Annotated in this window: 21 protein-coding genes and 2 pseudogenes; 8 read left to right on the forward strand and 15 right to left on the reverse strand. The window is 38.2% G+C overall.

The window, feature by feature from the left end; genetic code table 11:
• Nucleotides 1-67: 67 nt before the first annotated feature.
• On the forward strand, nucleotides 68-1,342 hold the full coding sequence (locus tag BPOF4_RS19400) for a hypothetical protein (RefSeq protein ID WP_012960959.1): 1,275 nt from the start codon (nucleotides 68-70) through the stop codon (nucleotides 1,340-1,342).
• A 258-nt stretch (nucleotides 1,343-1,600) separates the two neighbouring features.
• Here BPOF4_RS19400 and BPOF4_RS22840 read toward each other — a convergent pair whose 3' ends face one another.
• From BPOF4_RS22840 to BPOF4_RS19435, 8 genes are all read right to left on the reverse strand, one after another.
• Nucleotides 1,601-1,972: a transposase gene (locus tag BPOF4_RS22840; protein ID WP_012960960.1), complete on the reverse strand. Its 372-nt coding sequence runs from the start codon at nucleotides 1,970-1,972 to the stop codon at nucleotides 1,601-1,603.
• 19 nt (nucleotides 1,973-1,991) lie between these two features.
• Nucleotides 1,992-2,843 (reverse strand): transposase, encoded by an 852-nt coding sequence (locus tag BPOF4_RS19405; protein ID WP_012960961.1) that lies wholly within the window; start codon nucleotides 2,841-2,843, stop codon nucleotides 1,992-1,994.
• Between the two features lie 201 nt (nucleotides 2,844-3,044).
• Nucleotides 3,045-4,376, reverse strand: a complete 1,332-nt coding sequence (locus BPOF4_RS19410) for a hypothetical protein (RefSeq protein WP_012960962.1) — start codon at nucleotides 4,374-4,376, stop codon at nucleotides 3,045-3,047.
• A gap of 58 nt (nucleotides 4,377-4,434) precedes the next feature.
• Nucleotides 4,435-6,897 carry a heavy metal translocating P-type ATPase gene (locus BPOF4_RS19415; protein WP_012960963.1) on the reverse strand — a complete coding sequence of 821 codons (2,463 nt, stop codon included), beginning with the start codon at nucleotides 6,895-6,897 and terminating at the stop codon, nucleotides 4,435-4,437.
• Nucleotides 6,898-7,110: 213 nt separating this feature from the next.
• The gene (gene copZ, locus BPOF4_RS19420) at nucleotides 7,111-7,317 is read right to left on the reverse strand and encodes a copper chaperone CopZ (protein WP_012960964.1); all 207 of its coding nucleotides are present in this window, start codon (nucleotides 7,315-7,317) and stop codon (nucleotides 7,111-7,113) included.
• A 402-nt stretch (nucleotides 7,318-7,719) separates the two neighbouring features.
• Nucleotides 7,720-8,064 carry a hypothetical protein gene (locus tag BPOF4_RS19425; RefSeq protein ID WP_003320839.1) on the reverse strand — a complete coding sequence of 115 codons (345 nt, stop codon included), beginning with the start codon at nucleotides 8,062-8,064 and terminating at the stop codon, nucleotides 7,720-7,722.
• Complete coding sequence (gene dcd, locus BPOF4_RS19430; RefSeq protein ID WP_003320838.1) at nucleotides 8,061-8,756, reverse strand: dCTP deaminase; 696 nt, start codon at nucleotides 8,754-8,756, stop codon at nucleotides 8,061-8,063. The genes BPOF4_RS19425 and dcd overlap by 4 nt, the downstream gene beginning before the upstream one ends.
• A 301-nt stretch (nucleotides 8,757-9,057) precedes the next feature.
• Nucleotides 9,058-10,257, reverse strand: coding sequence for an IS4 family transposase (locus BPOF4_RS19435; RefSeq protein ID WP_012960965.1), 1,200 nt, complete (start codon nucleotides 10,255-10,257; stop codon nucleotides 9,058-9,060).
• A 341-nt stretch (nucleotides 10,258-10,598) separates the two neighbouring features.
• Here BPOF4_RS19435 and BPOF4_RS22915 point away from each other — a divergent pair, with 341 nt between their 5' ends.
• Nucleotides 10,599-10,988, forward strand: coding sequence for a cytochrome b5 domain-containing protein (locus tag BPOF4_RS22915; protein WP_003322272.1), 390 nt, complete (start codon nucleotides 10,599-10,601; stop codon nucleotides 10,986-10,988).
• A gap of 303 nt (nucleotides 10,989-11,291) precedes the next feature.
• On the opposite strand, the gene BPOF4_RS19445 is transcribed toward BPOF4_RS22915, so the two are convergent.
• The 4 genes and pseudogenes from BPOF4_RS19445 to BPOF4_RS19460 all read right to left on the reverse strand — a co-directional run bounded on the left by BPOF4_RS19445 (nucleotide 11,292) and on the right by BPOF4_RS19460 (nucleotide 16,104).
• Nucleotides 11,292-12,206: a group II intron reverse transcriptase gene (locus BPOF4_RS19445; protein WP_012960966.1), complete on the reverse strand. Its 915-nt coding sequence runs from the start codon at nucleotides 12,204-12,206 to the stop codon at nucleotides 11,292-11,294.
• Between the two features lie 139 nt (nucleotides 12,207-12,345).
• Nucleotides 12,346-13,590 carry a group II intron reverse transcriptase/maturase gene (ltrA, locus tag BPOF4_RS19450; RefSeq protein WP_012960967.1) on the reverse strand — a complete coding sequence of 415 codons (1,245 nt, stop codon included), beginning with the start codon at nucleotides 13,588-13,590 and terminating at the stop codon, nucleotides 12,346-12,348.
• A 552-nt stretch (nucleotides 13,591-14,142) separates the two neighbouring features.
• Nucleotides 14,143-14,979, reverse strand: a pseudogene (locus BPOF4_RS19455) (reverse transcriptase domain-containing protein); the annotation flags it as partial.
• Between the two features lie 714 nt (nucleotides 14,980-15,693).
• A complete protein-coding gene (locus tag BPOF4_RS19460; RefSeq protein WP_012960969.1) occupies nucleotides 15,694-16,104 on the reverse strand; it encodes a GrpB family protein in 411 nt (136 codons plus the stop codon).
• A gap of 318 nt (nucleotides 16,105-16,422) precedes the next feature.
• On the opposite strand from BPOF4_RS19460, the pseudogene BPOF4_RS21790 reads away from it, so the two are divergent.
• Nucleotides 16,423-16,854, forward strand: a pseudogene (locus BPOF4_RS21790) (tyrosine-type recombinase/integrase); the annotation flags it as partial.
• 308 nt (nucleotides 16,855-17,162) lie between these two features.
• Here BPOF4_RS21790 and BPOF4_RS19465 read toward each other — a convergent pair.
• On the reverse strand, nucleotides 17,163-17,378 hold the full coding sequence (locus BPOF4_RS19465) for a hypothetical protein (protein ID WP_012960970.1): 216 nt from the start codon (nucleotides 17,376-17,378) through the stop codon (nucleotides 17,163-17,165).
• A 288-nt stretch (nucleotides 17,379-17,666) separates the two neighbouring features.
• Here BPOF4_RS19465 and istA point away from each other — a divergent pair, with 288 nt between their 5' ends.
• Genes istA through BPOF4_RS19480 form a run of 3 tightly spaced genes read left to right on the forward strand, consistent with a single transcriptional unit; the run spans nucleotide 17,667 to nucleotide 20,165 of the window.
• Nucleotides 17,667-19,229, forward strand: a complete 1,563-nt coding sequence (gene istA / locus BPOF4_RS19470) for an IS21 family transposase (RefSeq protein WP_012960971.1) — start codon at nucleotides 17,667-17,669, stop codon at nucleotides 19,227-19,229.
• Nucleotides 19,219-19,968, forward strand: coding sequence for an IS21-like element helper ATPase IstB (istB, locus tag BPOF4_RS19475; RefSeq protein ID WP_012960972.1), 750 nt, complete (start codon nucleotides 19,219-19,221; stop codon nucleotides 19,966-19,968). Before istA ends, istB begins: the two co-directional genes overlap by 11 nt.
• A complete protein-coding gene (locus BPOF4_RS19480; protein WP_012960973.1) occupies nucleotides 19,965-20,165 on the forward strand; it encodes a hypothetical protein in 201 nt (66 codons plus the stop codon). The genes istB and BPOF4_RS19480 overlap by 4 nt, the downstream gene beginning before the upstream one ends.
• A gap of 102 nt (nucleotides 20,166-20,267) precedes the next feature.
• Here the strand turns inward: BPOF4_RS19480 and BPOF4_RS19485 are convergent, their stop codons facing one another.
• Nucleotides 20,268-20,522, reverse strand: coding sequence for an SHOCT domain-containing protein (locus tag BPOF4_RS19485; RefSeq protein WP_012960974.1), 255 nt, complete (start codon nucleotides 20,520-20,522; stop codon nucleotides 20,268-20,270).
• A gap of 279 nt (nucleotides 20,523-20,801) precedes the next feature.
• Nucleotides 20,802-21,515 carry a DUF881 domain-containing protein gene (locus BPOF4_RS19490; protein WP_012960975.1) on the reverse strand — a complete coding sequence of 238 codons (714 nt, stop codon included), beginning with the start codon at nucleotides 21,513-21,515 and terminating at the stop codon, nucleotides 20,802-20,804.
• A gap of 359 nt (nucleotides 21,516-21,874) precedes the next feature.
• Here BPOF4_RS19490 and tnpA point away from each other — a divergent pair, with 359 nt between their 5' ends.
• Both tnpA and tnpB read left to right on the forward strand, forming a co-directional pair.
• The gene (gene tnpA, locus BPOF4_RS19495; protein ID WP_012960976.1) at nucleotides 21,875-22,195 is read left to right on the forward strand and encodes an IS66 family insertion sequence element accessory protein TnpA; all 321 of its coding nucleotides are present in this window, start codon (nucleotides 21,875-21,877) and stop codon (nucleotides 22,193-22,195) included.
• On the forward strand, nucleotides 22,162-22,548 hold the full coding sequence (gene tnpB, locus BPOF4_RS19500; RefSeq protein WP_148229607.1) for an IS66 family insertion sequence element accessory protein TnpB: 387 nt from the start codon (nucleotides 22,162-22,164) through the stop codon (nucleotides 22,546-22,548). The genes tnpA and tnpB overlap by 34 nt, the downstream gene beginning before the upstream one ends.
• Nucleotides 22,549-22,589 lie beyond the last annotated feature (41 nt).

The raw sequence follows: 22,589 nt of genomic DNA on the forward strand, positions 1-22,589 counted from the left end.
TTTTCAAAATATGTGTATAGCTGATTTGTCAGACTTTTATAGCCTCAAAAAGTATAGGAGATGTATTATGATATATGGAATAGAAAGCAGAAGGTTAATTTTTATTCGACATCTAGGCGTAGCGGTAATTTCCGCTATATTGGTTTATTTGTTTTATCTATCTTATTCAGCATGGGGGGTTGTTCCTGCTTTATTCCCAGATTGGGGAGCTGATCATCCATTTTGGAGGGCATGGGCACATGCTGCATTTGTTCTTCTTTTCCTTACCCTGATCATTTCACCAGCTGCCACACTATGGCCCCCTATTAAACGATTGTATTCTTGGAGGCGTGAATTGGGTATATGGTTTGCTGTGTTATCTTTCGGACATGGTTACGCTATATGGGACCGTTGGGCACGCTGGGATGTGGCAAGATTATTTGGATTTGAATATATGGAAGACGTAGGTGGATATATTCTCTTTAGACCAGAAGTTGGCATAATGAACATGATGGGACTTATAATAGCTCCTATGATCATCTTACTTGTCGTTACTTCTTTTGACGGGGCAGTAAAGTTACTCGGAGCATCTGCATGGAAGTGGCTTCACACCACATTAGTACATGTTATTTTCTATATTGTTATGATTCGCGGTGTATTGTATCTTTTTTATTTCTTTCAATATTCACCTCCTAACTGGCGGGCGTATCCTCCAATTTGGTTCTTATATGTTTTTCTTGGGATGGCTATTTTTGTCGTTTTACTTCAGGCGTGCGCCTTTACTAAGACTGTACTCCATCGGAGAGGACGCAAACAAAAGAATGGTATTATCCAGATAGCTGCAGTAATTAGTATAGCCATAATGTTTGCAATGCCTTTAGTGCTAATGACGGGAACGGTTGCGTATTTTGACAATCGAACGATAAAAGAACCACCCGAGTTTACCCAGGCCGCAGAAGATTATGCACAAAATTTTGAAATGGTTATCCATGAAGAAAACCAGAATATTTACATTTGGGCAAAAAACCTTGACAGTGCACCATACTTTCGCCAAATGACCGAAATATCAGGGGAGAAGGTTCTGAACCAGATATACCGTTACGACGATCAGACTTTATATATGGAAGAACTAGATGCTGACATGGAGCTTGTTTGGTCTAAAATAGAGAATGTGAGACCAGAAGATATTGGAATTTTAGAAGTTGCCATAGAAACAGGGGGATGGGCAGAACAGTACGGAGCAGGAGAACACAAAATTCCATTTTCTAGTGGAGAATTACAAGTCTCCATTCATAATGTAGGAGAAATCATTCCCGATGCGGTGTTTGAAATTCCCGATGATATTGAATTTAGTTCACCTTAATGAGGTATCCGTAAGTTAATTCTGAAATTATACATTGTAGTGTGGCTATATATGAAGAGCTTGTTTTTACAATCACATTGAATTTGTAGAGACAAGCTCATTTTTTTCATAAAACATGGAATATAGGAATCGATTATAAATCCTTATTCATTACCAACAAATTACTTTCCCACAAAAAAACATTATAATTATATTTCAACGTGTAACACGCTAACTAATTTAATAAAATTATGGCTCTATACCAAAACATGTTCTTGACTAAGAGCCATACTGAATCCATTCTTCATTGCATTCTAATAAAATATGTTGTTTATAACACTCTTGGTTACGCGTGAAATAGTGACGACGTTGAAGTGCCTTGATTTTATTGTTTTTCCCTTCAACGGCCGCATTCGTAAAGCGTAATTGATGGTAATTACAGATTTCCTCTTGCCAATGAAGCATTGTTTTTAAACAGGATTCTACAATCGGATGCTCAATTGCTTTCCCTTGTGCCAACCATCTTTTGTAGCTTTTCTGGGCAATGACATAGGATGGACTACAGTCATACCAAGCAATAAAGGCTTCTTTCCATTCATACACTTGGCGAAGTAATTTTGCATAACCTAACAGTCGTTTTAAGATATCCATTTCGTCTTGTGTGAGCTGGTCATGGCGCTTCCCTAATATACGGAAGTGTTTGCTTTACATCCGCTTTCGCAAAGGGGGAGAGGCTTTTTTGAACCAACTTTCGCGTATTTTGTAGAGCGTCCGTTACATAACGATTGACGTGAAAACGATCGGCAATTCGAATGGCATTTGGGTACATTTCTTTTACGAATGTATGATAGCCTTGCGCTAAATCCATGACGACAGCGACGGGATTAAGCGTCTGCCAAATCGGCTGCGCTTGATAATAATCCTGTAATTCTGCAATCGTACGACCTGGGATGACATCTAAAAACGTGCCACCACGTAAATCGTGTAAGCCAGTGTTATAGCGATGTCCTTTACGAATCGCAAAGTCATCGATACCCAGTACAAGACCCGTACTCACTTTAGCCTGTTGTTCGCATCGTCTTTGAACGCGAACCGACTCCACTGCCATCCATTGACGTACAACACGGTGAACCGTTGTTGGTGGTGTTTCAGAGAGGCGCACCGCATGGGCAATCGTCGCTCCTATCGCTTGTTTCGGTAACGTGGCTTCAAATGCCTTTGTATAGCGCTTTTTTGGCGCAACACAGTCGTAATGCCACACAAAATGGGCATGACAATCTTTGCATGTTAAACGGATTGCGGGTAGAAGTAAATACACTCGCTTCCCAAACGCAGCGAGGTGACGTACTTTTCGTTGATATGCCGTGCCACGACGAATCGTTTGCGTTGATGCACAAACTGGACAAGGCTGTGTGGCATCAATCGGTGTCACTTCAATGAGCACTTGATCTTTTTCTTTTTGAATAGCACATACATTTAACTCTGGTAAATCGAGTAAAACCTTGATAGAATGGGAATGCATCTGTATACCTCGTTCTGTTGTTTGGTCGTACTTTCAACATTAACGGATACAGATGTTTTTTTGTATGCTTTTTTTAATGCAAGAACAGATTTTGGCGTTGAACCAAAATTATTTTTAAACTTTTGCTAGTCTCTAATTTACATAAGATTGAAATCCGAACTTTAAGAGGAGAGGTTGACATAGGAACCTCTCCTCCTTTTATTAATGTCCTCCGTGGTCATCTCCACCTAATGAGACAATTTCCAGTTTTTCATCTAATATACCTTGAGTTGTAAATGGAATATCAGTAAATGTACCAATTATAAAGCCGTGGTTATATGGTCCTTCTGTTGGTTCTTCCTGAAATGCGGGTTTAACTTTGGCAAGATACTGATAAAGTTCATCTGTGATTTCACCTTCATCTAACCAAATCATTGGAGCATGCTTCCCTAAATGAGCAAAAGGAGCAGCCGCAATGGCAAGTTCAGGTGTATTAGTTGATGAAAACACAAAACCGTGCCCAGGACTAGTAATTCCCCAACCAAATCCTGTTTCAGCATCTTTATATGAGGCGAATTCAATGGATTGAGCTACTGGATTATCCCCTTCAATTCGGTGAACCGTTCCATACGTTTCTAACTCTTGAGCAATCTCATCAGATATAATATCTTCTGGTCCTACAAGATAGATCGTTACCCCATTCTCTCTTGCATTAAGAGCATCAATTGTTTCTTGAGGAATACCATCATTGTCTACATAAAGTAAAGATTCGTTCATGTGAGCAATCCAATTCCCAACAGAAATTGTATATTCTTTTGCGTCTTCCTCTGAAGAACCAATGATTACATTTGGATGAACTTCGTTAATGGTTTCTGTGAATTTTGCTTCAATGTTTCTAGCGAAATCAGCAGCATTTTCACCTTGTACTTGTTCAACATTATAAGCGTTTAATTTATTAAATTCCGCTTCTGGAAGATCGCCAACCACAAGCACTTGAATATGTTCACTATTACCTTTTGGTTGTAGTCGATTAAGTTCATTTAAGACATCATCAGAAATTTCTCCGTCCCAATACAGCAATGGACCATCATTAGGATGGTGAACCAACGTTAGGGCGGCTAAGGAATATTGCCATTGATTTAAAGGAGCCAATATAACTGTCCCAGGTTGATTCTCCTCATGGGTTGCTGGCCAAACAGTTTGTGATACGTGAATGGATAATTGGATAGGGTCGTTCTCGTTTATTCGAGTAATATTCTTAGTATTTACGACCTTTAATTCATCAGTTGCTAAATCATTTAGGTTTTCTGGAGCTTTTGCAGCTTCCTGTTCTAAATTAGATCTATCAACATCAACTGAATCGTTATGATGCCCTCCATGATCCATCTCTTCGTCCATACGATCCATTTCTTCGCCGTGATCGATATCCTGATCGTTTCCATGCCCTGCATGTTCTTCTTCGGCTTGGGTACAAGCGGCAAGAAGCATACTTAACAGTAAGAAGGTTACAATTAACATCAACTTAGTAGCTTTTGCTTTTTTCAATTTATTCATTCCTTTCTACTCATTAGCTTCTTTTATATCTCCTGCTTTTATCTTATCCTAATCAACTCTACTCAATCGTTGATTTGAATTTTTTAAGTCTCAAAGTGTTTAACACAACTGAAACAGAACTAAATGCCATTGCTGCTCCGGCTAACATAGGATTTAGTAAAATTCCAAATAGAGGATATAGTAAACCGGCTGCAACTGGAATCAAGACAATGTTATACCCAAACGCCCACCCAAGGTTCTGCCAAATCATCTTCATCGTTGATTTAGATAGTCTAAGGGCCGTTACAACGCTTTTAATATCACCACGCATCAATGTGATATCAGCGGTTTCCATCGCAACATCAGTCCCCGTTCCAATCGCAATCCCTACATCGGCTTGTGCGAGTGCAGGAGCATCATTTATACCATCACCGACCATAGCCACCATTTTTCCTTCTCCTTGTAGTTTTTTTACTTCTTCTGCCTTATGTTCTGGTAACACCTCAGCAATATAGTTATCGATTCCGGCTTCCATTGCAATCGCTTTGGCCGTTCGTTTATGATCGCCTGTTAACATAATCACTTCAATGCCCATCGATTTTAAAGCTTTGATAGCTGGGATGGTTCCTTTTTTCAATGTATCAGCTACTGCTATGATCCCTGCAAATTCCCCGTCAATCCCAACATACATGGGTGTTTTCCCTTGATCAGCTAATGCAATTGCTTTTTCTTCGTATAACCCCAAATCAATATTGTATTTACTCATCAGTTTGATGTTACCAATTAAGACTTCTTTGTTATTTAATGAGGCAAGTAATCCGTGACCAACAATCGCTTCGAAAGATTCAGGGTCATTTATAGGAAGGTCTTTTTCTTTTGCAGCTTCCACAATTGCTTCACCTAATGGATGCTCTGATGCAGTTTCAACTGATGCAGCCACTTGCAATAGTTCCTGTTCACTTACTATTTCAGTTGTAATGATATCTGTTAGTTTTGGCTTGCCTTCCGTTATGGTACCGGTCTTATCTAAAACAACGGTCTTAATTTTATGGGCACGTTCTAAACTTGTAGCATTTTTAATTAGGATGCCATTTTCAGCTCCTTTTTCTGTACCAACCATGATTGCCGTTGGTGTTGCCAAACCTAACGCGCAAGGACAAGCAATAATAAGAATCGCAATAAAGGTAGTTAATGCGAAAATTAGACTTGGGTCCGGACCGACAAAATACCAAACAATAAATGAGACCACCGCTATTAGTAAGACTGCCGGTACAAAGTAAGCAGAAATTAAATCAACGACACGTTGAATGGGAGCTTTCGAACCTTGAGCTTCATTAACCATTCGAATAATTTGTGCGAGTGCCGTCTCTTTCCCTACTTTTGTTGCACGAAAACGGAAACTTCCAGATTTGTTAATAGTCGCACCGATAACCTCATCTCCAGCTGCTTTTTCTACTGGGATAGACTCACCGGTTAACATGGATTCATCTATCGTAGATCTACCTTTCGTGACGACTCCATCGACAGGAATACGTTCGCCTGGTCTTACAATGATCTCATCATCAATCTTTACTTCATCAACAGAAATTTCGAGTTCATTTCCATCTCTAATCACTCTGGCTGTTTTTGCTTGCAAACTCATTAATTTCTTAATTGCAGTAGAGGTTTGCCCTTTTGCTTTCGCTTCAAAGTAACGTCCTAAGAGGATAAGCGTCGTAATAACGGTTGTGACATCGTAATAAAGTTGGTACGGGAAACCCATTGCCGTAAGCTGATCTGGAAATAACGTCATCGCACCACTATAAAGCCACGCAGCTGACGTACCCATTGCTACTAATACATTCATATCTGCTGAACCATTTCTTAATACCTTATAGCTATTTTTGTAAAATCTCCAACCAGGTACGAGTTGGATGTAACTTGTTAACACAAGTAAGAATAAAGGATTAGACAAAAATGTCGGTACCCATGCTCCCCATCCATGCATCATGTGAGGGATGCTACCAACTAACACAACGGTTGTTAAGACGGCTGCTAATGTAAAATCTTTTAAAAGCTTTCTCGTTTCTACCTCTTGCTCATCAGATTCTTCTCTCTGTTCATTTTCATTGATAATTGATGCTTCATATCCTATCTTTTCAATTCGTTTTATAACAGCTTCGGGATCTAATATTCCTTTTTCTCCTTCAACCTGAGCTTGATTAGCAGCCAGGTTCACATTAACAGATTGCACACCTTCTACTTTTGCAATAGCCTTTTCCACACGGGTAACACATGATGAACATGTCATTCCCTTTACAGAAAATAGAACCTTTCTTCGATCATCGTTATCAATGGGCTTAGCATCATATCCAGCCTTCTCAATAGCCTTTATAATTGCCTCAGACATTTCTATTGTTTCATCCGCTTCAACTTGAGCTTGATTGGCTGCCAGGTTTACATTAACAGATCGAACACCCTCTACTTTTGAGATCATCTTTTCAACGCGATTGACACAAGAGGCACATGTCATTCCTTTTACCGAAAATATCATCTTACTCACCTGATTCCCCTCCTTTACAATTCGAATAATACTGTTATTGTGATCATATTTCCCCTATAGATTACCAAGAGAATGTAAAGAAAATATGTGAGATACATCACAGATTCTTCTTTGTTTCTATAAGTATCTTCATTTAGATAAAGCTAATGAAAATAGTGAAGAAGGTCGTACTAAAATCGTGCGACCTCACTTATATGATCCCATGCAACTACTTCATTCTACATCATATCCTTGTTCTTCAATCTCATGAATAATTTGATCTAATGAAATAACATCAGAATCATAATTAAGGTTTACTTTCCCTTCAGACAGCATAACTTTTACTGAGTTGACACCATTTAACTTTCCTATATTGTTTTCTATTGTACTTATGCAATGCCCACATGACATTCCGTTCACTTTTAATGTTTTTTGTTCCATTATTTTAGCCTCCCAAAATGTTATGATATGATATTTTCTTTTCAAACTAAATTTACCATACCCCCCTACGGTAATCAAGTTAATTGCTTCGTTGAAATTACTCCCCAAGCACTTCCATGCAGGGGAGTATTCGTTATGCAGAATTCTTTGATGTATAAAATACTTTACCCAAATTTTAAAAATGTATTCTTTAGTGGCTTTTTAATTGGAGGGATATAAGTTGCTAATCACACCAAGCATGAAAAACCTATGAATCTGATAAACGAAAGACATTTCGAATTTAATAATTGTATAAAAGCAAAAACCGAAAGTTCATTTGAAATTCAAATGAACTTTCGGTTTTCTTGTACAAAGTACATATTTCATAGTGTCGGAGATAGGGGTTAAATACTGTTAGGATCTTCATTCACTCCAAAACGTAAAAAAAGCATGAATGACAATATTTATTAATGCTACGATTGCTACAACTACCCAATACTCCTCATTAACACCGTACGCAATAAGGATAGTTAACAATATGCTTAGGCTAGCGTATACAAACTTATTTCTTTTCCTTTTAATCGACTTGGGAGAGTCTTTTTCAAGCTCATCTCTAAAGGCATCTAAAATAGAATCAACTTTCTTGTCAATATGGCCCTCTTTAATAAGAAATTGAACCATAGCGTCCTGGTCAACATTTTCAGCGGACAATTCTTGTTTAGTTTCTGAAATGACATGCCTTCTGACTATTTCCCTTAAATTACTCATTTATCCTTTTTGCCTTTCTTAAACTCTTTTCTCGCAATATCAGCTAACTCTTTTGCAGCTAACTTAATATGAGACATTAAGTGTTTACCTAAGTCACTGGCCATTTCTTCAGAAACTTTCTTAACTCCTTTTTCTTTAAGAAAATCTTGGATTTCATCATCTAAATGTAATTTAGAAATACTAACCTCTGTAGCGTCCATGTATCTTGCATCCTGCTTTTCATAAGGTTTTAGCGGTTCTGTTTTCAACTCGAATAACGCCAATTGACAAATTTTAATACCAGGAATAAGTCTAAAACGAACGGGTGTATTGTTTACTGCAATTAGACTAATTTGTCCGCGATATCCGGGATTCATATAGTGAGCAGGACTAATCATTAGACCCAGAGACTTTACTCCATACCGCTCATATATGCGAGCAGTCATATTATGGGGAACCTTTAAGAATTCATGTGTCTGAATCAAAACAGATTCTTTTGGTTCAAGCCAGAACTCATCTACAGAAATATCAAACTTTTCATAGTGATCCTCAGTTACTTCCTTACCTAGTATAATGGGCTCATTGGAAGAATAACGTTTAACAACTGTATCCAACGTTAAGTTGATAGTCGCTCCTTCACAATACTCCGGATTATATGGTGTTATCAACTCTTCCTCTATTGCTAGGGTGTGCAAATCACGATCACTTAACATTCCTTCCTCCCCCTTTCCATTTTCATTTTGTTACCTTAATATTGCCATAAAAAATGAATTTTACAAGGGGGAACATGTGAACTAATGTATAACCTTGAAATCTCCTCGCGTAATATCCATTTTTTCATTCTGCCATCAGTAGCATTGCATAAATAAATTCTACTAATGTCAAATCACTGTTTTTTGGTCGCTTAGATAAGTCTGAACATTCAGATTTTATGTTATTCAGGTCAAAGTGAAAAAAGGGCAACAGGTAAGTAAATGGTAGTCCTTATCCACAATTTTACATTTATTATTTTTCCTAGTTAAACAGTGGATCGTACGTCAAGTCGTCTAGATGGCTCACCTCACCTTCTGCGAATTGGTGCTCGATTACTCGAAACTCTTGTTTCCAATTCTGTTTTCGGCGTCCTGTTGAAAAGCGTGTTGGTTGCCTAAAAAGCGAACGAAGAAAGGTGTCAAAGCCTTTAAACAACAGATTCTGTAGGGTTTTCTTTATCTCGAGTAAAGGACCATTGTGCTGCAGCTGCTCTTGTAAAAGCACTTGTAAACAGTACGTGATGAGCGCGACCCAGATTTGATTGCACACCGCATTCTCACTCTTTCCATAGAACGTTTTGAACGTGAGGTGCTGTTTCATCCATTTGAAAAAGGTCTCGATCTTCCAACGATAACGATATAAGTCACCGATTTCTTCGGCAGATAAGTCAAAACAGTTCGTGACGATCATGACGACGTTTCCTTGACTATCTTGTGTCTCGATTAAGCGCAAGGGATGTGTCATTTTTGTCCCATTTTGCGAGTTACCTAGAAACACTTCTTGGTCTTTCACAATAGGTGAACCTGCTTGTGGAATTTGTTCGGATAGCACTTCGACCTGTGCGTTCTTCTTCAAACGAGTGATAAAGCGAACATCGTGTAAACAGAGATGATCAAATTGTTTATAGTCGATATAACCACGATCAAACAAGTGGATCGCATCCGAATCCATTTCAATGAGATCTCCCATTTGAGTGCGGTCTGCATGCTTAGCTGGTAAAAGAATTCCTTTATCGGGTAAGGTCAACTCTTTGGTAACCACGACTCGTAAATGAAGGCGAATCCCAGCTTTCGTTTTACGAAAAGTCGCCCAAGGGTACTGACTTACACTCATGCTCATCGTTGTTGAATCGATCACGTGTAAGCGACCAATCTCACGAATGATCGGCGATTGCTTCATCTTTGCTTGAATGTTCAACACGAGATAATGAAAGATCTTCTCAAATAACGTTGGGGATAAATCACCCAATTTCCTTGAAAGCTGTGACGTGCTAATCGTATCAAATGCGAGTTGAACTTGAAGCTCTTCCTTATCTTTTAGCTTCTTTGACATTTGAGTTAAGCTTTTGGTTTCTTTCAATTGCGAAATGATCAGCAGTTGAAGAAACTTATAGGCTGTCAGCTTTTTCACGTATTTATCAAGGTCAATCACGTTAATTAGATTGGAAAAAAGTATGTTCATCAATGACTTTTAGTAGTTCATTTATTGTAGATTTTATGGTATTCTTGTCCATGTGAAGGCTCCTTTTAATTTGGATTTGGACAGAACTACCAAACCTAATTATAAGGAGTTTTTTTATGTCTTGAAACCATAAATTTCTACTCGAAACTACTTGACAAATTTTTAATAACTTTATGCAAAGCTAATGTTCTGCCATTAGTTTATTTGACAAAAAAGTGACCACATTTTTAACGAAAAGTGAACACTACGTTAAATGTAATCAAAATCTCTTTTAGTGAGGGGAGATAACATTTAACATATAACTATATAAAAAAGTTTTTAAAAATGTAGGGGGCAAGAAGATGAAAAAATTTAAAGGTTTATTAGTACTGTCAATGACGGCTTTTGTTTTAGCAGCTTGTGGTGGGGACACAACAACTGAAGAACCAGATACGTCGACACCGGAAGAAACTACAGAGGAAAATACTACAGAAGAAACAGAAGCTTCAGCAGTTGAAGAAGGTCAAGTATTCACACTGGAAGAACTTAGTGAGTATAATGGGCAAGATGGAAACCCCGCTTATGTAGCGGTTGACGGAGTCGTTTACGATGTTTCAGATATTGGAGCTTGGGAAGGTGGAGAACACTTTGGTGGAGTAATGGCTGGTGCTGACAACACAGAAGAAATTTCAGCATCTCCACACGGCTCTTCTGTATTGGAAAACTTACCAATCGTCGGTACACTTGAATAACAATAAGAATGAAACAAGACACCTAGTTACGATTCAAACAATCGTAACTAGGTGTCTTTGTTTAAAGGTGGCGGGAGAGCCTTATTACAATCCCAGTGTTGTCTATAGTCTTGAGTTTTGGAGAAGTTCGTTAACAAAATAAACATTAGGGGCTGCAACTGACAACTTTGAGTTCCGCTCTAGTTAGCAATAGGTAAGCCTTTGAAGCCATCTCCAGCTTTTCCCCTGCTCCGCACCGAACGTGCTAGTTTCCCAGCATTCGGCGGTCCATCTAACGATGTATATTAAATTATAAGTTCTTCGTTACTTTTTGACGTGAGATGTTTCTACCTCTTCAAGCCCACATTCTATTCGAAATTGATTTATTTTCTTTATCATTAAGTTGTTAAAGTCGAATTTTTGTATTTCTGATACAATCATGTCCTTATCTTTACTGTGAATAAGCCTATGTATGTCTTTATGTAGAATGCGAAGGTTGTTAAAGTTATCCGTTCCTCCAAGATGTTTGGGTAAATAATGGTGACAGTGAACATCATGGGCGGATAGATCCCAACCTGTGATTTCGCATTTTCCCATTTTCATACTGAAACGACTAATTCGATTATCCAAATATTCAACCGTTCTGTTAGGAAGTGTTGCTTTCATCAGTACGCTGATTTCAGTTTCAATATCTGGTTTTAATTTATCATAGATTTTCTTTCTGCCTTCTTCTGTAAAGAGAGATAATGTTGGACTAAAGTTCATTGCATTTACCGTTTTTACGTTCCCTATCGGGAACAGGTGAACAGTGGCGATTTTGAACGTTTTAAATCCTGTACTGTAAAACTTTTTATAGGTAGACGTAGGATTAATTGGATGTCCATATTTCCCCACAGGACGAAGGCGATTGTACAGAAAGGCTTTTAGCTCGTAGGCAAGACGTGAGAATTCTGGATTGACTTGTGTAGCTCGGTTAAAATAGTTATGGATACCTAAAACAAAACTGTTAAAGCGTAAGGCATTTTGAATTGTAGGGGAGTCTTTAATTCTTCGGATGTGCATTTTAGCTTGTTCCTTGAGTTTCTCCCGTTTTTTGTGTTTAATGCCTGTGTGGGCAACTCTTTTCTTTCCTTTAATATCTGCCCTAATCGTGAAACCTAAGAATTCGGATTCTCGTTTTCGCAAATTTACGATTTGCGATTTCTCTGGTGAAATATCTAGTTTTAATCGTTCCTTCAAGTACAATCTTACTGCGTGATACCACTTTTGAGCCGTTTTTCCATCTCGACAGAGAATTTTAAGGCAAGTAGACCACTGGAACTTCCCCAGTAGTCTCTCTCAGAACCGGACGTGAACCTCTCAGCTCATCCGGCTCCCATTATTCAGCCGTAGGTTTGATACCTAAATCCCAGTGTTTGAAGAGTTCAGGATTTTGTTTAGAAATTCTGCCTAGAAAGTGTTCTGCCCTTTTCTTGTGTCGAGATAACTTTTTATATTTCCTTCTCGCCCACATAATTAAGGCTTTGTTTATGTGCCTTAAAGAGGAGTACATTTCAGATTTGTAGAACTTCCCATAGTAGTTAATCCACCCTTGAATTACAGAGTTAAACATATTAGATAGGTCTATGAGCTCCTTATCAGCCTTCAATTGTAGTTTCCAATCTCTCACTTTTTGCTGAATTGATTTCTTAGATTTATTACTGATAGCTGGCGTGAAATTCACAAAATGCTTTCCCCACCTGTTCTTCGACAGCCTTGGTCTGAACGTGTATCCCAGAAAATCAAACGTTATGTTTTTATGGTCTTCTCTTCTGTCTGCATCTTTACAATATACAATTTTGGTTTTGGAAGGATGCAGTTCGAGTTTACATTCGTTCATCCTTTGGTTTAAGGATTCAAGCACTCTCTTTGCTTCTTCCTCTGTCTTGCAGTGGATGACTGCGTCATCTGCATATCTAGCGAACGGATTTCGTGGATGATTAATAGCCATCCATTTATCAAACGCATAGTGTAGAAATAAATTTGCTAGTACTGGACTAATGACTCCACCTTGCGGTGTGCCGGAGGTACGTTCTTTTATTCCTTCTTTTGTTTGAAATGGTGCTGTTAACCATCTTTTGATGTACAACTTAACCCATTCTATGTCTGTATGCTTATCTACTGCTCTCATCAGTAACTCATGGTCGATGTTATCGAATAAACCTTTAATATCAAATTCAAGTACCCAATTGTACTTCCAGCATCTTTTTCGAGTTGTCTCTATTGCTTGAATAGCGCTTTTCTTAGGTCTGTATCCATAGGAATCCTCATGAAAGAATGGTTCTACCAAAGGTTCGAAATATAATTTCACTGTCATCTGTGCAATTCTATCCGCAACCGTTGGAATTCCAAGTGTCCTAATACCTCCAGCTTTCTTTGGTATTTCTACCGCTTTAACCGCTGGAGGAATGTAGCTTCCCGATGACATTCTGTTCCAAACTTTATACAGATTATCTTTTAGGTTCCTTTCAAATTCATCTATGGATTGCTCATCAATTCCTGCTGACCCTTTATTTGCTTTAACTCTATTAAAAGCTTCAAATACTATCTTTTTAGATATCGCATAAGGCTTTGTTTTATGCATAAGTTCCTCCCAATTCGATGGTTGACTTGTTTATAAAACTGAATAACATAACCCCTTTGCTCCTTCTCCGTTAGGAGATTTCATTGCTACTACGAGTTATTCCGCCCCTATACATGGTATTGGTACTCTGATTCTTGTGGGGCTTCCACTTGAAATCTCTCCCTTAGCATCCATGTCGTAGGTTCCCACGTTCCACACAAAAGCCTGTATTAAGTTCACGCCGCCTTTATACCAGTCACCGAACGGACAGTAAAACAGGTTTCCTCCGAACTTATCCTGAGTTAACGACTCCCCCTCAGTTTTGATGACATTTCTACGCTTTCGATACTTCTTCAGCGGTTCAGTGGTTTTCGTCTCCTTAATACGTACCTGACAGTGTCCTGCACTGCCTTTTCCCTAACGCTCAATACCATAGCTTTTGACTAAAGCACCTTAGGGTGGTTTGAAATCTCCACCTGTATGGCGATTTCGAGGGGCCCACCCTCATCTTTTGTGCAGCATGTTACACTATGCAACTCTTCGAGTTGCTTTTGTGTCCCTTCGTGGCACACAATCGTCCGCGTAACGGACGAGATACCCCTCTTTGAGATTTGTACGCTTCTTAGCGTATAGCTCACCTTCTCTTGTTTTATATTTATTTGTGAGATGGAAGAATTCCCATTGTTCGGAAACCCAGTGGTCCAAGTCATTGAGTACAACATTTGATAATATTGTCGATAACAAACCACCCTGCGGTACGCCTTTAGATGATACGCCTTCTTTATCAATTTCAGCTTTTAGCATTTTAGCAATGCAAGCTAGAACCTTTCTATCATGTATACCTAAGTTCCATAATTGTTTAAGAAGAAGGGTATGGTTGACATTATCGAAAAATCCCTTAATATCAACATCAACCACATAATGCAGTTGCGATTTATTGATTAAGAATTGTATTCTTGCCATAGCATGATGAGTAGACCTTAACGGTCTAAAGCCGTAGCTATGTTTATAAAAGTGAGCTTCGGCGATTGGCTCGAGAACTTGTTTAAAACATTGTTGAATAATGCGGTCAAGAATACATGGAATGCCAAGTGGTCTAAATTTACCGTTTTCCTTTTCAATCCATTTTCTTCTGACCTTCTTAGGGTGATAGTTTTCTAGTTTTGTTTGGATAGTTTTCACTAACTCATTTTCCGATAGCTTTTTAATATCTTTGATGGTTTTCCCATCTGTACCAGGTGTTTTCGAACCTTTATTAGATTTCATTGTGCGGTAGGCTAGTAGAATATTTTCCCTTGATGTGATGATTTCATATAGATAATCAAAGGACTCGTTGTTACTAGCTCTTTCGTGTAAATCCGTAAAGGTTTCTGTCATATTGTAGTAATCCCAATATCTCAAAGTTGACACTGTGGCATCCCTCCTTATGAGTGATGTCCCCACATTCCTACCCGATCGGTGTCATACGTGTGAAGAAAATAATCGTTCTAATTCGCTAGACTTGGGGCTGTTCCTCCACTCCCATTACAGGAGATTCGCCAGTCGTACCCCTACCTTCGCAAGAATAAATGCATTTCAGCTTTTGCCTTATAGCAAACGTTTCGAATGACAGTCCTTGATTCAACGTTTCTTACTTCCCAAGTACCTTACAACGTAGCTATCCATTCTAAACGTAGGTGCTTCCTTTAAGCCTGCGAGCTTGATACCGCCATTGTTCGGTATAGCGTTTTTCAGAGGGTGCAGTTTTACTCGACACCACTCGCCCCACCGTATGGTGGGACATAGCATTACACTATGTTCTAACTTTAGACCCTTAAATTCGGAAGTTTGTCAGTTCCTTTTGAATGGAACATTCTCACCATATCTAGTTTTTTAGCCATCCGGCATATCAGTTAACATACCTTTTCCATTGGAATGGCTCTAGTCTTCCTTCTGCCGACTCTACCTGTGCTTCGAACCCCATGAACTGTCATTCATGACGCACGCAGGAGTCTTGATGGGATTGTTTCGGGAAACTTGGTTCCATCATTCCAATCCGCCGTTGTAAAGTTGAAGATTTTCTAGTAAACTTCCTGTATTTTCACGCTAGAAAGCGTTTATAACAGAACTTGTCGCGTGCACCCGTTAATTGAATAAGTTAGTTTTTCTCCACGTCTCTGCTTTATCATCAATTGCCTTAATATAATTGTTCTTGCCTTCTATATACTTAGTTATATTTGTAGGGGATTTCTCTGCCAATGTTTGTTTCAATTCACTGTACTTTATAGCTTCCTCTGGATGTGCAATCATATAATCCCTAAATGCTAAGTGACGAGCAATTTCTTCATTACCTTCTTCGTAAAAATGAACATGATGAGTTCTATTATCGCCACCCTTAATAAAAAAACGCCTTTTAGGAATTCCGTATTCACCCATCACTACAGAGCCTAATTGTTCCATCTGGCTATTGAACTTATCAACTTCACTAATGTTAGTAACCTTAACCATAATATCAATTACTGGTTTAGCTTTAATATTTGGAATGGGTACTTCCAATATGATACACATTTAAAATTTCGTTTTTAAACAAAGCTTTAAGTTTCTAACTTTCCTCCCGAACCATTTCTAACCATTCCTCACTATATGGTAAAACCTCAACTCTTCGCAACATAAATAATACCAGAAAAGGACTAATTGTTGTTCTTGTTTTTCATAGGGTTGTAACGGATTGGGGGTTAATATCTTGGAAGTGACGGACTAAGAGATTTGCTTGCAGTCGGTAGGCATTCAAGTATGGGGCGAAAATCCTTCAATTCGTTTCTCAGCTTTGTATGCTTCCCAGGCTTTGGTTAGTTGCACAGCTTGTTCCCTCCTATGTATTATGTGTATTTTAGAGGAATTATTTCCATTAAAGATTACTTAGCTTTATCCAGCGAAGGATTAAAACCATCGAGTCTTGCTCATCGTGTTCGTTTTATCCGATCATTTTTTCGTTGGTTCACGAGGAAGGTCATATAACCACTAATCCTGCTGCCAAAATCACGGAACCAAAAGTAGGAAAACGAATCCCAAAGTTCTTAACAGAACGTGAAATTGAACATTTAAGGGAAGGTTGCCATACCCCGATGGAGAAGGCCTTGTTTGAGTTTATGTTTTCGACGGGATGTAGAATTGGTGAGATTGTTTCATTAGATAAGGATTGTATTTAATGTTGGGAATCGTTCAGCGAGTGTAAGAGGGAAAGGAGATAAAGAGCGTGAAGTGTATTTTAATATCAGATGTGATATTTGGTTAAAGCGTTACCTTTAGTTGAACAACCTATTGGACGTTTTAAATAACTTTATTGTAAATGTAACAACTTTATTTGTATTTAAACGACTTTATTGTCAATCGACATTCATGACAACGATGGAAGATTTAGACTTTTTGAAGTTTTTGAAAACTAAGGAAGGTCTAGACCACACTTTCTGTTCCCTTGAAAAGATTTATTGCCTGTTAGCATTCAGCAATTTATGAAGAAGGTCACGAAAAGGTCTTCTATATGCGAACGCACGTTGCACAAATAAAGAGGAAGGGTACTCCTTCCTCTCATACTAAAAAATTATTTAGAGTTCCTAATTTGTTTCAGTCTCGTCGCTTCCATATGATTCCATAAAGTTATTGCATGCTTCCATCATATTCTCGCCTTCTAAGGAATTCATACCTTCCATCATATTCATCATGCCATGGTTTTCATTAGCTTGAGATATTCCTGAGAACCCCATTGTTCCTACGACTAAAACAGAAGATAATCCAAATGAAAAGAGTAACATTTTCGTTTTTTTCCGCATGTTATTCACTCCTCTTAATAATGTATTGAATTTATTTTACATTTTTAGTTTAGACTTTAATTTTGATGAAACTGTGATAAATACTGATTTAATTTAATTTTTTTCTTTTAAATACGTATATTTTTGTTCGAATTCACTTTGTGTTTACAGCCATTAAATTGACCCAGTAATGCCATCTTTTTAACCCACCTCGGACATGGTTTTGACCCAAGAGAGACACGACTGACCCACCCTCCTATATAATGAAGGAGCACATACGTGCAAATTTATTATATAGGAGGTTTTTTTGTGATTAAGTACCGAGAAATTTTAAGGCTTCACTCGCAGGAAGTCACACAAAGGGGGATAGCTTCAAGTTGTGGTCACTCTAGGAACACTATTAGAGAAATAATTAGACGAGCGGAAGAGAAGAGTATTCAGTGGCCAATTGAGAAGGAAGTGACAGATTTAGATTTACAAACGATTTTATTCCCGGAGAAGAAGCTTCCTTCGGACCATCGTCGAAAACCCGATGGCGAGTATGTTCATAAGGAATTAGCTAAATCTGGGGTTACACTCTCCCTTTTATGGGACGAGTACTCATTACAGTGCAGGGCAAGCGATGAAATCCCTTATAGTTATCGCCAGTTCTGTAGGTTTTACAACGATTATGCCAGGAAAACCAAAGCAACCATGCGAATCAAAAGAAAACCGGGGGAACACATGGAAGTCGACTGGGCAGGTAAAACCATGCATCTCACGAACAACCTAACCGGTGAAGAGATTCCTGTTTATATCTTTGTCTCTACATTACCGTGCAGCCAATATTCCTATGTAGAAGGGTTCTTATCAATGGATATAGAGAGCTGGATTACGGCTCATATTCATGCTTTTGAATATTATGGAGGAGTCACGAGAATTATTGTTCCTGATAACTTAAAGACTGGAGTAACAAAGTCTTCCCGTACCGACCCAATTATTAATCAAAGCTACCAGGAAATGGCTGAATATTACCAGACTACTATTATCCCAGCACGTGTACGTCAGCCCAAGGACAAAGCAAGTGTAGAAGGTAATGTTGGCCATATATCAACTTGGATCATAGCCTCCCTTCGTAATGAAAAGTTCTTTTCTTTGGTTGAGCTAAACAAAGCGATTAGAGAGAAATTAGATGTGGTGAATACAAAATCTTTCCAAAAGAGAAAAGGGAATAGGCAGGAAGCATTCTTAGAAGAAGAAAAATTTGCATTGATTCCCCTGCCTCATTCACCATACGAGATTGCGAGCTGGGCAAAGACCGTTGTCCAGCCCGATTATCATGTGAAAATTGATAATAACTATTACTCTGTACCCTATGATTATATCAAATGTACGGTAGACGTTCGAGTAACGAGGAATATCGTTGAAGTGTTTTATAAGAATATTCGGATTGCTTCACATAAAAGGTCAAATAAATCAGGTGGGGATTTCAACACGATTCCTGACCATATGCCTAAGGACCATAGAAAGTATGCATCCTTTGATAGGGAATTTATATTAGAGTGGGGTGCCTCAACCGGCCCTTCCACTTTATTAACTATTGAAAGAATCCTAGAATCTTATCCAACGGAAAAGCAGGGACTGAAATCCACCTATGCATTGATGAAACTGGCAGATAAATACTCTATTGAACGCATAGAGACAGCATGTGAAAGAGTACTATCTTATACACCAAGGCCAAAATTAAAAAGCATACAGACTATCCTGAAAACAGGACATGATAAATTACCATTAGAGGACACAGGCAAACAAATAAACACACAAAAAAATGATAACGCTTACGGATTTACTCGTGGCGCTGCTTACTATGGAGGAAAGAATAATGACAACTGATAATACTTTAACAAAGTTAAATGAAATGAGAATGTCTGCGATGGCAGAAACATTTAGAGAGCAATTGAGAAATCCGGAATATCAAGAACTTTCTTTTGAAGATCGATTCGGCTTACTGGTTGATATCGAATGGTCCAGAAGGCAAAATAATAAACTGGATCGCCTCATCAAACAAGCAGAATTACGGGACACACAGGCATGTATCGAAGATATTGAATATCATCCGGATAGAAAGCTAGATAAGGCACAAATTTTGCGATTAGCAACTGGTAATTATATTGAAGAGCATCACAATATTATATTGATGGGTGCTTCGGGAAATGGGAAGACGTATTTAGCCTGCGCATTTGGCATCGCTGCATGTCGTCAATTCTATAAAGTAAAATATATTCGATTACCTGATCTTTTGGACGAATTGGCAATCGCAAGAGGAGAAGGAACGTACAGAAAGGTTATGAAAAAATACAAGAATATAAATCTACTTATTTTAGACGAGTGGCTATTAACCCCTTTAAAAGAAACAGAGGCAAGAGACCTTCTTGAAATCGTAGAAGCACGCCACCAGCAGGGTTCAACTATCTTTTGTTCTCAATTTGATCCGAGAGGATGGCATGAAAAAATTGGAGAAAGCACATTAGCAGACGCAATTTTGGACAGAATTGTGCACGATTCTTACAACATACTTATTGACGGTAATGCCTCAATGAGAGAACGTCATGGACTGGCGGTATCCAAGTGATTCCTGAAGAAGTAGAACTCCGTATAGCAAGGTATTTCTTTCATATGTATTTACCGGATGACGTTATGAGAAAGGTGGAAGCGAAGCTATTGCCTACATGTACATGGAAAGATGAAGAGGATTTGAACCATGAGGAACTCGTTCGCTGGGCACTAGAGATAATTGATAAACAACTAGACGGTAAACGTTTTAAATAAGCTAAACAGCCAGTGGGAATGAAATACATCCCCCTGGCTGTTTATAAATCTACTAGTGGATCACTTCTGTCATAGGTGGATCAATAACTTGTCCGAAGTGGGTCAAAAAGATGGCAGAGGTGGAACTAACTTATGTCCTTCTTCACTTTGCGTTAAATCTCCTTTTGCAAACCGTTCTTTTAAAATTTGAAGTGATGTATCTTGGTCCCAATCTTGAGAATTATTGTTAGAATCCTTTTTATTTAAAAGTCTCATGACTAATACCAATCCACCATAAATGATTAAACCTAATATAAGAATTACTAAGATCATGTACAAAATCATACCGAGATTCATCATTCCCCAGTTCATCATCATGATTAAACACCTCCAATTATTTAGACTAAATGATTCCTTAGATTAAATCCAAATTATCCTTGCTACTCAATTCAGTCACAATAATATATTTCTTATTTCAACTATCCTTCGTTACTTTTATTTTAAAATATAAATGTGATAAAACTTTGATACATCTAAGAAAACAGTTTGCTAGTTTTGAAAAAAATAAAGAACTACTGTGTATAAACGCGAATCCAAGGTTCGTGTGTCTCAATATTTACATAAATTAATATGTTTACTATCTTTATACACATGTAATCAACCTTCTGTTAGGTAAGAGTCTAATAGAATATTAGTTTTTTTCTGTATTCTTACTGTTACTTCATCATTAATTAACTGATGCTGAACTCCGCCATGTAGGGTTAAAGCTGCTTCTAAATGATCAGCATCCCCAATCGCCGTAATAATAAAAGGAGCTGATGAAATATTTCCGTCTACACTTATTACAGGCCCTATACATTGAATAAATGATGAATGTCTTAGGCGATACCCATTTACGGCAATTGCTTCCGCTCCAGCAACATATAATTCTTGGACCACCTGTTGGATATGTCCTTCATGAACAATGTAATCATTCGGATTAGCCCCGTTAGGTAAATAGTCTGAATCCTCTAATGAGATTTCAATTCCTGGTCCAGTTACTTGCACTTGTCCTACAATCTTTCTTAACCTCTCTATGTCTTCGAGCAAATTTTCTGCTTTTTCTTCACTTTTTTCATTAACGGTGCTTAAGTTTTCTTCAAGTTCCCGTACCTGATATTGATATAACCTTAACTCCTCTTGAAGCATTTTGTTTAAGGATTGTTCCATGATGATTTGGTTTCTAAGTTCATTTTCCTGTGCCCATGTCGAATTCAATCTATTCAGAGGATCAAAGTTACCTGAATCTGTAGACTCATAATTCACCACTAAAATAAAACCAGTCAAGAACAGGACAAAAAATAAAATAATATGTTTTCCCCTTATCTTCAATCTTCTCCCCCTCTTCTAAAACTAGTTTTCAACCCAAGAATTCTTTAAGGGTCGCACACTCAAATGGATTAACCGAGTTTTATAAAAAACATAACCTTAGCTGTATGACATCTTGAGAATAGCGGTAGAATCATCATCATTTTGACACTACTAGAGAAATAATCTTTAATTACTTTAACATTATTTACCAATAAAAGTATAGTTATCTGACTATGTACAAAAGTAAACAGTGGAGAGAAGCATATTCATAGCCAGTAAAGGGCCCTTAGAGAAAAATCGTAAGCGTCAAATAACACACACATTCCAATAGGTATAAGCCCATGCGATACTCTAATCAAGAACGATGAAAGGGTGTCGCTATGAATCGTAAAGAAAAATACCATCTATGGAAAAACCGCATGGAAGACTTTGAAGCTAGCGGAGACACTATCCATGAATGGGTAGCCAAACAAGAAGAGATTACGGAGTATCAATTCCATTATTGGCGAAAGAAATTCAAGTCAGAAACAAACTCACAGTCAAACAACCAGATAAACAGTGGTTGGACATCCTTAGATGTCCCTACCTTTACCACTAACACAGCTATTGAGTTGAGACTAGATGATCTATCTGTCTATATCCCTGAAGATGTGAGTGAAGAACACCTTTGCCGTGTACTTCGGGTGTTGAGAAATGGATGATTAACCATCGTTCCATTGACAGAGTCTATCTTGCGAAAGGAAGTACAGACTTACGGAAATCCATTGATGGCCTTGCCGCAATCGTGCAAGAAAGCTTTCAATTAGATCCCTTCTCTCCCTGTCTCTTTGTTTTCTGCAATCGTCAACGAGATAAGATCAAAATCCTCCACTGGGAACATAATGGCTTTTGGCTCTATTATCGTCGCTTAGAAAAGGGGACGTTCACTTGGCCAGATGATTCTTCTTCCTCTCCGCAAATGATTAGCCACCGTCAGTTCCGTTGGTTACTTGACGGCCTTTCGATTGATCAAAATTCTGCACATCCAAAAGTGACCGCAGGACGAGTCATCTAATGGATAAAATGAAAAAGCAAATCGTTGAGAGGTAGTGTATA

The sequence above is a fragment of the Alkalihalophilus pseudofirmus OF4 genome (assembly GCF_000005825.2).
Classification (GTDB): Bacteria; Bacillota; Bacilli; order Bacillales; family Bacillaceae_D; genus Alkalihalophilus; species Alkalihalophilus pseudofirmus.